13 protein-coding genes are annotated in these 11,309 nt (G+C 62.1%); 4 read left to right on the forward strand and 9 right to left on the reverse strand.

Features of this window, described 5'->3' with window-relative positions:
• Positions 1-8: 8 nt before the first annotated feature.
• From HMPREF3171_RS02690 to HMPREF3171_RS11580, 4 genes are all read right to left on the reverse strand, one after another.
• Complete coding sequence (locus HMPREF3171_RS02690) at positions 9-806, reverse strand: hypothetical protein (protein ID WP_070482649.1); 798 nt, start codon at positions 804-806, stop codon at positions 9-11.
• Between the two features lie 233 nt (positions 807-1,039).
• Positions 1,040-2,269: a peptidase T gene (gene pepT / locus HMPREF3171_RS02695; protein ID WP_070482650.1), complete on the reverse strand. Its 1,230-nt coding sequence runs from the start codon at positions 2,267-2,269 to the stop codon at positions 1,040-1,042.
• Positions 2,270-2,286: 17 nt separating this feature from the next.
• Positions 2,287-2,730, reverse strand: a complete 444-nt coding sequence (locus HMPREF3171_RS02700; RefSeq protein ID WP_070482652.1) for a DUF2871 domain-containing protein — start codon at positions 2,728-2,730, stop codon at positions 2,287-2,289.
• A gap of 87 nt (positions 2,731-2,817) precedes the next feature.
• Positions 2,818-3,003 carry a hypothetical protein gene (locus HMPREF3171_RS11580; protein ID WP_141743319.1) on the reverse strand — a complete coding sequence of 62 codons (186 nt, stop codon included), beginning with the start codon at positions 3,001-3,003 and terminating at the stop codon, positions 2,818-2,820.
• Positions 3,004-3,118: 115 nt separating this feature from the next.
• Between HMPREF3171_RS11580 and HMPREF3171_RS02705 the strand changes: the two genes are divergently transcribed.
• Positions 3,119-4,621, forward strand: a complete 1,503-nt coding sequence (locus tag HMPREF3171_RS02705; RefSeq protein WP_070482653.1) for an SLC13 family permease — start codon at positions 3,119-3,121, stop codon at positions 4,619-4,621.
• A 10-nt stretch (positions 4,622-4,631) separates the two neighbouring features.
• Here the strand turns inward: HMPREF3171_RS02705 and HMPREF3171_RS02710 are convergent, their stop codons facing one another.
• Positions 4,632-5,027, reverse strand: a complete 396-nt coding sequence (locus HMPREF3171_RS02710; protein ID WP_070482655.1) for a hypothetical protein — start codon at positions 5,025-5,027, stop codon at positions 4,632-4,634.
• A gap of 27 nt (positions 5,028-5,054) precedes the next feature.
• Between HMPREF3171_RS02710 and HMPREF3171_RS02715 the strand changes: the two genes are divergently transcribed.
• Complete coding sequence (locus HMPREF3171_RS02715; RefSeq protein WP_070482657.1) at positions 5,055-6,173, forward strand: YihY/virulence factor BrkB family protein; 1,119 nt, start codon at positions 5,055-5,057, stop codon at positions 6,171-6,173.
• On the opposite strand, the gene HMPREF3171_RS02720 is transcribed toward HMPREF3171_RS02715, so the two are convergent.
• Entirely contained in the window at positions 6,174-7,805 is a 1,632-nt protein-coding gene (locus tag HMPREF3171_RS02720) for a peptide chain release factor 3 (protein ID WP_070421247.1), read from the reverse strand.
• A 47-nt stretch (positions 7,806-7,852) separates the two neighbouring features.
• Between HMPREF3171_RS02720 and HMPREF3171_RS02725 the strand changes: the two genes are divergently transcribed.
• Entirely contained in the window at positions 7,853-8,392 is a 540-nt protein-coding gene (locus tag HMPREF3171_RS02725) for an NADPH-dependent FMN reductase (protein WP_070482659.1), read from the forward strand.
• On the opposite strand, the gene pth (HMPREF3171_RS02730) is transcribed toward HMPREF3171_RS02725, so the two are convergent.
• Positions 8,376-8,906: an aminoacyl-tRNA hydrolase gene (gene pth / locus HMPREF3171_RS02730; RefSeq protein ID WP_070482660.1), complete on the reverse strand. Its 531-nt coding sequence runs from the start codon at positions 8,904-8,906 to the stop codon at positions 8,376-8,378. The genes HMPREF3171_RS02725 and pth (HMPREF3171_RS02730) overlap by 17 nt on opposite strands.
• Between pth (HMPREF3171_RS02730) and HMPREF3171_RS02735 the strand changes: the two genes are divergently transcribed.
• A complete protein-coding gene (locus HMPREF3171_RS02735; protein WP_070482661.1) occupies positions 8,905-9,789 on the forward strand; it encodes an NAD(P)H-dependent flavin oxidoreductase in 885 nt (294 codons plus the stop codon). The genes pth (HMPREF3171_RS02730) and HMPREF3171_RS02735 overlap by 2 nt on opposite strands.
• A gap of 41 nt (positions 9,790-9,830) precedes the next feature.
• On the opposite strand, the gene HMPREF3171_RS02740 is transcribed toward HMPREF3171_RS02735, so the two are convergent.
• Both HMPREF3171_RS02740 and pth (HMPREF3171_RS02745) read right to left on the reverse strand, forming a co-directional pair.
• Positions 9,831-10,625 (reverse strand): fumarylacetoacetate hydrolase family protein, encoded by a 795-nt coding sequence (locus HMPREF3171_RS02740; protein ID WP_070482662.1) that lies wholly within the window; start codon positions 10,623-10,625, stop codon positions 9,831-9,833.
• 4 nt (positions 10,626-10,629) lie between these two features.
• Positions 10,630-11,175 carry an aminoacyl-tRNA hydrolase gene (pth, locus tag HMPREF3171_RS02745; RefSeq protein ID WP_246815307.1) on the reverse strand — a complete coding sequence of 182 codons (546 nt, stop codon included), beginning with the start codon at positions 11,173-11,175 and terminating at the stop codon, positions 10,630-10,632.
• Between the last annotated feature and the right edge of the window lie 134 nt (positions 11,176-11,309).

Raw genomic sequence — 11,309 nt, forward strand, 5'->3', positions numbered from 1 at the left:
TCTAACGCCTAGGCTGCCTGCTCCTGCCACCAGGCCAGAAGCCTCTCAAGTGTTTGGAGGAGCGCGTGGTCGGGGCCGACCGCCTCGACGGAGGGCAGCCTCGATGCACGGAATTGCGGGCCGAGGTTGGCAAACGGGCTCACGGGATGGGTTGCGGTTTTTGAGGAGTCGATTGCCGCAAAGATCTCGTCGAGTTTGCGCTCGACGATCCTGCGTTGCCTCCGGTTAAACGTCTCCGGTGCGAACGGGTTGATGCCGGTGAAGCTCTTGCTGACAAGGCAGTTATCGCGCGGGTCGTACACAAAAACGGCGACTGGGAACGACTCGTCGGACTTCAGGTTCGGTGTGAACTCGATACAAAAGGCGCTGTACCAGGCGTTGTCTTGCGAGTCGCCGAGCATCATCACCGTCGCAGCCGTGAGGTCTTCCGCGGGGAAAACGCGAGGCGCCGTGAGCGCGAACGCGGGATCCTGCGGTGGCACGATACTGACCGTGTAGTCGTCGTGAGCGACCATGATGCGCTGGACTTCGGCCATGACGTTGGCCATCTCCTCCACGCCATACCAATCGGGCGCGCGTGGGTTGTCCGGTTGGAGCAACGCGCAGTCGATTTCGTGGGTGTCCGGGTCGTGGATGAGTATTGCGACGCGGAGGCCGTTTTCGATGATGTAGTCGTCGTCAATGTGCCAGCGGATGTCGTCGTCGAAACTGTAGTCGTCCTCGTCGTAGTCGTACATGGTGACAAGGTCATCGACTTCCTCGTCGTAAGAATCGAGGTAGTAAAGCTCGTAGGCACGAAAAGCCATAATTATCCCCCCTGGGTGTCGGGCGGAAGCCCCCATTTTGCTTCCGCGTATCGACGAGCCTAAACCACAACCGGCCCCAACACCAGAGCCGGGATGCACAATATATTGCGCATCTCGTAGGGAACCGAGCAACGCAGCAGTAATTGTGGCCGAAAACGCCACACGCGCGAGGAACTTGACACTGAGCTCATGCACAAGACGAGCACCAGCATCAAGCGTGCTTAGTGAGCCGGTTACTCGCCACGCATCAGGGCGAGGGTGAGTTCATAGCAGCGCTCGAGGGAAGGCACCGGCAGAAACTCGTAGATCGAGTGGAAGTTGTGCGCGCCGGTGAAATAGTTCGGGGTGTAGACACCCTGGTTGGACAGCCATGACCCGTCGGTGCCGCCGCGCATATCGATCTCTTTGATCTCGATGCCGAGGCGGCGCATCGTCGCGTGGAGCCTCTCGGATCCGATGGAGTTCTCTGGAGTCTTCGCGTCGGAGATGTTCGCGTAGACATCTTCGATGTCGCAGGTGATGGTGGCGCGGGGGTTTGCTGCGGCAAGGTCGCTGGCGAGCGCGCGTAGACGCTGCTTCTTTTCCTCGTAGCCTTCGCGGTCATGATCGCGGATGCTCAACTGCATGGTGCAGGTGGACTGGTTGCCGTCGATACCGTTGAGCCAGATAAAGCCCTCACGTCCCTCGGTGTGCTCGGGCGTTTCCTGCGCGTCGAGCTGGTTGGCAAACTCCATTGCCAGTGTGATCGGGTTGACCAGGTTGCCCTTCGCGTTCATCGGGTGGGCGCTGACGCCGGCGATGGTGATGGTGGCGGTGGCGGCGTTGAACGTGGTCTCTACAACCTCGCCGAGCTCGCCGCCGTCGACGGTGTAGGCGTAATCGACGGGGAAGCGGTCAAAATCGATCGTGCGTACACCGCGCAGGCCGATCTCCTCGTCCGGCACGAACGCGATGTAAATGTCGCCGTGTGGGGTCTGACCGCCGAGCTCGGTGACCGCCTCCATGATCGCGGTCACGCCGGCCTTGTCGTCGGCGCCAAGCACGCTCGTGCCGTCCGTGTGGACGATCGGCTGGCCCTCGTACGCTGCAAGTTCCGGGTGGTCGGCGGCGCGCAGCCAGAGGTCGCGCTCGGCGTTGAGGCAAATATCCCCGCCTTCGTAATGGGTTAGCTGCGGATTGACCGTGGGGGAGAGGTTTACATCCACCGTGTCCAGGTGGGAGCAGAAGCCGATCGCGGGGCCGTCGCCGGTGCCGGAGATCTTCGCGGTGACCACGCACGTGTCGGACAGGTGGACGTCGGTGGCCCCGGCGGTGGAGAGCTCGTCGACAAGCAAACGCGCAAACGTCCATTGGCTTTCGGTGGACGGGACTGTAGTGGCGCGAGCGTCGGATTGGCTTTCCGTGCGGACGTAGCGGAAGAAGCGGTCAGTAAGGCGTTGCTGGATCGGCGTGAGAGTGTTCATGCCGCGAGGGTAGCGCGTTAGTTTGCCAGCGCTGCCTCAGAGGTTCGGGTAGGGCTATCGATGGCGCGACCCAGCAGCACCACGAAGATGACCAACGCGATGGTGAGCATGATGTGGCCCAAACCTGCGATGCCAGAGATCGCCGCGCCCGACTCCTTGCCCAGCACTGTCATCGAGCCGTGCAGGATCAGCATGGACACGGTGGTGAGCAAACCTGCGTTGTAGAGCCAGAAGAAGATGTTGAAGAGTTTCCTATTGCGCGAAAAAGCGAAGACTTTCTCAAGCGCCAGGAAGATGAGGAACATCATGAAACCAAGCGCCAAAAGGTGAGTGTGTGTAACGCCGAGTTGCGTGAACTCGCCTTCCGGGAAGTTGTTGGCACGGGTGAACTCGCGGTAAAACACGCCCGCAATCAGGCCAAATGCGAGGTAAAAGATTGCGGCTCTGTAGAGGGCCTTCATGGACAACTCCTTCTTAGCAACAAAGTGTTGTGAACTTTGTCTACATTTGTACCAGAGAAACCGGTACGGAGAAACCACAATGCGCCCCTAGAACAGGGCAGAGAAAGCCTGGATCACCGAATCCCATAAACCAACCACCGAAAAACTCAGATCGTGCAGCGAGTCCTGCCACGACCCAGGCAACCAACCATCCGCAGCGCCGGTGCTAAGTAGGTTACGGAGGTCCTGCGCTCCATGGTGCATGTTGTAAGTCAGCTGGGAACTCAAATTCATATTCACGATGCTACGCGCCCCGCTAGCTGGCCAAACAGTACAGGCATCCCATTTTGAAGCCCCCTATGGTGCGACTAACGTTTACGCAGGAACAACTACATCAAGGAGGAATACCGTGACTACGGCAGTCGCGCCCGCAGACAGCCCCGAACAGCAAGCCTCACACAAACTCAACACCGGAAAAACGATCGCGTTTTTCCTCGCTTTTGTCGCGTTGGCGGCGGTGATCCTGACCCCGATCGCAGGGCTTGCAATGCCCGCAAAAATCGCACTCGGCATGCTTGCCTTTGCCGTGATCATGTGGGTCTCGGAAGCAGTGTCCTACCCGGTCAGTGCGGTCATGATCGTCGGGCTGATCGCAATCATGCTCACGTTCGCCGTGGACCCCGAAACAGGCGAAGCGATCGGTGCCTCCAAGGGCCTGAGCATCGCCATGAGCGGCTTCTCGTCCTCGGCGGTGGCGCTTGTTGCTGCGGCACTCGCGCTGGCGACCGCCATGCAGGCAACCGGCCTGCACCGTCGCCTGGCGCTGTATGTGCTGAAGTTCGCCGGCGAGAAGGTCTCCAACATCGTCATCGGAGCGATTGTTATCTCGATCATCCTGGCGTTCTTTGTCCCGTCCGCAACCGCACGCGCCGGCGCCGTCGTGCCGATTCTCATGGGCATGGTGGCCGCCTTCGGTCTGGCCAAGGAATCCAAGCTCGCCGCGCTGCTCGTGATTACGGCAACCCAGGCGGTGTCCATCTGGAACGTCGGCATCAAGACCGCTGCGGCGCAAAACCTCGTGGCTGTCGGCTTCATCGAAGACCAAATGGGACAGACCGTCTCCTGGGGCCAGTGGTTCATCTGGGCCGCACCGTGGTCGATCCTGATGTCCATCGCCCTGTACTTCATCATGCGTGCCGCCATTAAGCCTGAGGTGGAGTCGATTGATGGGGGACGTGAGCTCGTCGAAAAGCAGCTCGCGGAAATGGGACCCATGACCGGCGCTGAGAAGCGCCTCACCGCCATCGCAGTGTTGCTGCTGTTCTTCTGGGCCACCGAAGGCGTGCTGCACCCGATTTCCTCCGCAACCATCACCATCGTCGCCGTCGGCTTCATGCTTATGCCGGTCATCGGCGTCATGGACTGGAAGTACGCCCAGCAGCAGATCAACTGGGGCACCCTCGTCGTGTTCGCCGCCGGCATCTCCCTGGGCAAGTTCCTGCTGGACACTGGCGCTGCAACCTGGCTGTCTGAGGCAACCTTCGGCGCTATCGGCCTATCTTCCATGCCGATCCTCGCCGCAATCGCCCTGGTGTCGCTGTTTAACATCCTGATCCACCTGGGCTTCGCCTCCGCGACCTCGCTTGCCTCCGCGCTGATCCCTGTGTTCATCGCCCTTGCAGCCACCCTGGACGTACCCAACGGCGGCATCGGGTTCGTGATCATCCAGCAGTTCGTCATCTGCTTCGGCTTCCTGCTGCCGGTCTCCGCACCGCAAAACATGCTGGCCTACGGCACCGGCGCGTTTACCTCCAAGCAGTTCCTGCGCACCGGTATCCCACTGACCATCGTGGCCTACCTGCTCATCCTGCTGCTGTCCGCCACCTACTGGAACTGGATCGGCCTGGTCTAGATACGCCGAATTACTCCAACACCAGGCCCAGGTGCAGCGTCGAAAGTTCGTGCTCGCCTGGGCCTTTTGCTAACCCCGCAAACTCGGCGGCGGTCTCACGTGTGACGGGGATGATCCAGCCGTACTTCGGATCCAGCACAGGCTCTTCCGTCCGGTCCACCGGCACAAACGTGACGGGGCGTGCGGTGGGGGAGGTGAGCTGCACGGCGTCGTCGATACGCGACAGCTCCTCAAGTGCCCCCGCCGACGTGGTGACGATGATGATCTTCTCGTTGGTATCGGGCGCAAGCCGCGCCGTGTGCACCTGCAGCGTATCGACGACCACCGGCACCACCCGCCCCGGCAACTCCACCAGCCGAGGCTGGTTCAACCCGAAAAGTTCACGCGCGCGGTCGATGATTCCCATGACAAGTGAGTGTATAAGGTGACCAGTATGTCTGAATCGCACCGCGTCGACATGGTGATGTCGTACGGCACCGGCGACCTCGTCGTCACACCCCACGACTACGAAACACCCCTACGCCGCGGCAACCGCCTCACACGCGCCGGATGGAAATCCATCTTCCGCCGCGTGGTCACAGACTTCTCCAACGACGCCATGGTGGACCGCGCCGCCACCCTGACCTATTACACCCTGCTGTCGGTCGCGCCGATACTGCTCGCCGCATACTCCATCTTCAGCCTGCTCATGCCGCGTGGCGACGACATGGCCGACTCGATCATCACCGACCTCATCGCCCAATACGTACCGGCGCAACTGCAGGAAGAAGCGTTCCAGCTCATCTCCGCCATCGTGGCCACGCCGGCGGAAAGCACCGTCGCACTTGCGGTGTCCGTGATTATCTCGCTGCTATCCGCCTCGGCCTACGTGCGGTCGTTTTCCCGCAACGCCAACCTCATCTACGGCCGCACCGAAGGCCGCCCTATGGCGGTGACCTGGGTAACCATGTGGCTGGTCACAGTAGTCATGGTCGTCGGTGCGGTGGTGATCATTTTGGGCGCGTTGCTGACGGACTCCATCGTCAACGCCGTGTTCGGGCCGATCGCCCGGCCGCTGCAACTGGAGGAGGAGCTGCACTACCTCACCGCAATCTTCCTGCCCGTCTGGGACTACCTGCGCGGCCCTGTCATCGCGGTGGTCTCGGTGGCGCTCGTCTCCGTGCTGTACTACTTCGCGCCCAACGTTAAACCCGGCAGGTTCCGCCTGCTCACCCTCGGCTCGGCGAGCGCGCTGCTGGTCGTTGGCGCGCTGTGGGTCGGGTTTTCCTGGTACCTCAAACTCGTCGGCGTGCGCAGCACCTACGGTGCGTTCGGCACCGTTTTGGCGGTGCTGGCGTTGATCTGGCTGATGAACATCGTGCTGCTCGAAGGCGTGAAAATCGACGCCGAAGTCCTGCGCGCCAAAGAACTCCAACGCGGCATGGACTCACGCCGCCACATTCAAGCGCCGCCACGATCCAACGTCGGGGCGGCGTGGCGGCTGCAGACTCGCCGGTGGACCGACCGCATCGCCGACGACATCCTGCAGCAACGCGAGGAGTCGGCGCAGTAGCTAGTCGGCGATGAGCGGCTCGATGGTGAGCTCCGGGTGCTCCTTCTCGACGAAAGCCAGCTTCCACTTGTCACCGAACAGCGCGATGATCTCGCCGTCTGTACGCGTGAAAATTTCCACCCCGCGTTGGCGGCCCAGCTCGGGGGCGGAATCGGCGTCGGTGCGCCGGGCCACGGAGTAGGGGATCGGCTCGGTGACCGTTTCCACGTTGTACTCGTTTTCCATGCGAGCCTGCATGACCTCGAACTGCATGGGGCCGACGGCGGCCATGACCGGGGCGGCGTCGCCACGCGTGTCGTTGCGCAGGATCTGCACCACGCCCTCGGCATCCAACTGCTCGAGCGCCTTGCGGAACTGCTTGTACTTACCCAGCGACTTCGCGCGCAGCGTGCGGAAGTGCTCCGGTGCGAACTGTGGCATTGGTGGGAACTGGACCTTCTTGCCGGCGTAGATCGTGTCGCCCGGCGCCAGCGCGCCCGCGTTGACCAGGCCAATGATGTCGCCCGGGAACGCCGTTTCCACGGTGTCGCGGTTGCGGCCGAAGACGGTCAGGGCGTACTTCGTGGAAAAGCTGCGGCCCGACTGGGCGTGCGTGACCTGCATGCCGCGATCGAACTCGCCGGAGACCACGCGCATAAACGCCAACGTATCGCGGTGGTTCTTATCCATGCCGGCCTGGACCTTGAACACCACGCCGGAGAAATCATCGCCGACTTCGCGCTCGGTATCCATCGCGGTCGTGGATGCCTCCACGGCCTTTGGGTCGGAGGCGCGGCCCTCGGGTGCCGGTGCGATTGCGCACAGCGTGTCCAGGATCTGGTGCACGCCGAAGTTCAGCATCGCGGAGGCGAAAATGATCGGGGAGGTGATGCACTGTTCGAAGAGCTGCTGGTCGTGGACGGCGCCGTCGGCAAGTAAAAGCTCCGCTTCTTCGAGCGCGGTGTCCCACGCGTCGCCTTCCTTCGCGGCGGCCTCGTCGGCGGAGTAGTGCTCCTCTGGCGCAATCGTCGAACCGCCGGCTGTGCGGGTGAAGTGTACGTACCCGTCGATCTCGCCATCGGAGGAGACGTGCGCGAGCCCGCGGAAGTCACCCGCTTCGCCTACCGGCCAGTACAGAGGGGTGGGTTGGAGGTCGATTTCGGTAACGATTTCGTCGACAAGTTCAAGCGGCTCACGACCCACGCGGTCCCACTTGTTAATCACCGTGACAATCGGCAGACCGCGCGCCTTGCACACGCGAAACAGTTTCAGGGTTTGCGGCTCGAGGCCCTTCGCCGCGTCGATCAGCATCACCGCAGCGTCGACGGCGGAAAGCACACGGTAGGTGTCCTCCGAAAAGTCCGCGTGGCCCGGGGTGTCGACGAGGTTGACCACGTACGGCTCGCCCTCGTGGCCCTCCGGCGCGTACTCGAACTGCAGCGCCGACGATGCGACGGAAATGCCGCGCTCCTTTTCCATCTCCATCCAGTCCGACACCGTCGACTTGCGGTTGCCCTTACCGTGCACCGCGCCAGCCTCCGAAATCACATGCGCGTGCAGCGCCAGCGCCTCCGTCAACGTGGACTTACCCGCATCCGGGTGGGCGATAACAGCGAACGTGCGGCGGCGGGCGGCCTCGGAAACAGTGCTCATGGGGCGCTAGCTTATCGACGACCCACCCACCGAGTACAGTCGCGTACATGACAACAATTGGCGTAATTCTAGGATCCATCCGTCAAGGCCGCGTCGGCGAAGGTGTCGCCCACTGGGTACGCGACACCGGCAACGCCCGCGACAGCGTCGAGTACCGACTCCTCGACCTCGCAGACTTCAACGTCCCGGCGCTCACCGCCGCCACCGTGCCGGGCGCCGCCAACAAACAGTACGACGACGAAGCCGTCACCGCCTGGTCAAACGCCATCGACGCCTGCGACGGCTTCGTCTTCGTCACCCCCGAGTACAACCACTCCATCCCCGGCACCATGAAAAACGCCTTCGACTCACTCGCCTCCGAGTGGGCAGGCAAGCCGGTCGCGTTCGTCGGCTACAGCGGCACCGGTGCGATCCGTGCGATCGAGCACTGGCGCCAGATCGTCGCTAATTTCTCCATGTTTGACATCCGCAACCAGGTGGGCATCAACATCTTCGGCACCGACCTCGAGGAAGAAAAGGCCGCCAACACCGACGCGCTGGGCACTGTGCTTGCCGACCTAGAGCAGGCAATTAGCGCGCGTGGATAACGTTCTGCGCCTTCGCTAACCCCTCGGCGACGACCAGGCGAGCCGCCTCCGCCGCGGTTGCGATGTCCTCGTCGCCGGAAATATCACTGAGCACCCAATCCGGCACGGCCGTACCCTTTGGCGGCCGGCCAATACCGATGCGCACGCGGACGTAATCGCGCGTCCCCAGGTGCTCCGTAATCGACTTCAGACCGTTATGGCCGTTTTCGTTCCCGCCCAACTTCACGCGGACTTTGCCGGCTGGGAGATCGAGCTCGTCGTGAAGCACAATGATCCGCTCCGGCGGCACATTGAACTTCCGGACAAGGGGAGCGACCGCCTCACCCGACAGATTCATATACGTCTGCGGTTTGCAACGCGCCACACCGTCGATCTTCGGCAACTCGTCGAGCGCCAAGAAGCCCACATTGTGCTTCGTGCGTGCATACTCCGCACCCGGGTTACCCAACCCCACAACCAGCCAATCGGCCTTGGGGCGTCTGAAAAAACCAAACACGTGCCACACTGTACCCATGGAATTTCCACGCGTGATCGCAGCACCCATGGCCGGTGGCCCATCCACGCCCGAACTGGTCAACGCGGTATCCTTCGGCTTCATCGCGCTCGGCACCTGTAGCGCCTCGCAAGCCCGCTCGTGGCTCGCCGCGTGCGAGGCGCCGTTCGGCGCGAACCTCTTCGTGCCCCAACCCGAGCCATTGCTTGACGACGTCCACCGCACCGCCCACCACCTCCAACAGGAAGTTCCGGCGCTCGAATCCGACTACGCCGAAAAGTTCGCCGCCGTGCTGGAGGCCGCACCCGCCGTGGTGTCCTCGACGTTCGGCTGCTTCACCGAAACCGAGATCGCACAACTGCATGCGGTCGGCTCGGAAGCCTGGGCGACAGTGACCAACGAGGCCGAACTACTCGAAGCCCAAGCCAGGGGAGTCGACGGCGTAATCATCCAGGGCCCACGCGCCGGTGGACACCGCGGCACCTGGAGCCAACACGACGAGCCGGACCAGCGCTCACTGCCGGAGTTGCTCGCCGACCTGCGTCCCCTCGCCACCGTCCCCGTAATCGCAGCCGGCGGCATCCGTAACGACGAAGACGTGGCAGCGCTCGACGTGCCCGTCGCCTGCGGCACAGCATTCCTACTCGCCGACGAAGCCGGCACCAGTCAACGCAACCGGGAACTCCTGCGCACCGACACACCCGCAGTTGTCTCCCGCGCCTTCTCCGGACGGTGGGCGAGCGGCGTAGAAACGGATTTCACGCGGGAAAATCCCGATCTGCCACCGACCTACCCGTATCTGCGGCCCATGACCAGGGATAACGACTACTGCCTCGTCGGCGCCGACCGGGGAGCGTTGATGGCTGCACCGGCGCGTGAAATCGAACGGATACTCACGCCCTAGGCAGCCGAGGCAGAAGTACGCCTACTGGACAGGCTCGGCGTCTAGTACACGCGGGTGGTGTTCTCGATCGCACCGAGCCCTTCGATCTCAACCCGCACCGTGTCGCCATCGTGCAGGTAACGCTTCGGATCGCGCGCGTGACCAACACCGTCCGGAGTGCCGGTGGCGATCACGTCGCCAGGCTCCAATGGGTACAGGTGTGAGATGAACTCGATGAGTTTCGCAGGGGTGAACACGAGGTCGTCGGTACGAGAATGCTGCATCACCTCACCGTTGACCGTCGTCGTAATCGCGGGACCCGGCTGCCACTGCGTATCCAGCCACGGGCCGAACCCCGCCGTCTTTTCCAACGACTTGCCCTGGTGCCACTGCTGCGTGCGCTTCTGATACGTGCGCTGCGTGTAGTCGTTGATCACGCTGTAGCCAGCAATGTAATCCGCCCCGTTGGACACATGGCGCGCCCGCTTACCGACGACCACCGCCAACTCACCCTCAAAATCCAACGACTCCGCATTGAACTCCGGCACCTCAGCATCGTCGTACGGCCCAACGAGCGCCTCCGGGAACTTAATGAACAGCGTCGGCACATCCGGCTGCTCATGCCCCATCTCCTCGATATGCTTCGCGTAATTTAGCCCCACGCAAATGATCTTGCCGGGGCGCGGAATCACCGGCGCCAAATCAGCGGGGGAGAAGGTAAACTCCTCGCCCTCCTCGAATTTTCCCGCGTGCAAAAGCGCGCCGACGTCGGGGGCGTTGAGCTTGACGGCGCGGGTGTCATCGATAAGCCGGGCCGCGGTGGTGGTGTTTCCAGTCCTGATCGTTGCAAGTCTCATGCGGCTAGCCTAACGCGCGCAGAATCTCATCCGCCGCGTCCGCAGCCGCAATCGCGAGATCTACCTGCTCTTTTGCACTGAATGGTTTCAGCACATAATCCGCCGGCGCCATCCGTCCGGGCGGACGACCGATGCCGACGGCGACCTTGTTGTACGGCTTGTTCAGCGCCTTGGTCACCGACTTCAGCCCGTTATGGCCGTGATCGCCACCGCCGAGACGGATCTTCACCTCGCCGAGGTCCAGATCGAGCTCGTCGTGAATCACATACACGTCTTCCGGCTTCACGCCGAAATAATCTGCGAGCGCCTTCACCGGCCCGCCCGAAACATTCATGAAACTGCGCGTGCGCGCAACGATCACGCGGTCCTTAGCCATGCGTTCCGCCGCCAACTCCGCCACCTCGGTGTTGGTACGCTTGTGTGCCGACAAGGTTGCGGGCATCGGGGTGGCGCGCTCCAAAAGCTCATTGACGACGAACACACCCGCGTTATGCCGCGTATTTTCATACTGAGGGCCAGGATTTCCAAGACCAACGATCAGAACAGTCACGACGCACATAGTACTTCTCACCAGCGGATTGTGGAATTTGGTGTTGGAGTTATCCACATTTTTGTGGTGGGTCTTGTCGGTTGTTAGGCGGTTGCTTAGCGTTCATGCCATGGCATTTGTAGACCTTCTCGGCT

The sequence above is a fragment of the Corynebacterium sp. HMSC08F01 genome (genome assembly GCF_001807545.1).
Taxonomy (GTDB): Bacteria; Actinomycetota; Actinomycetes; order Mycobacteriales; family Mycobacteriaceae; genus Corynebacterium; species Corynebacterium coyleae.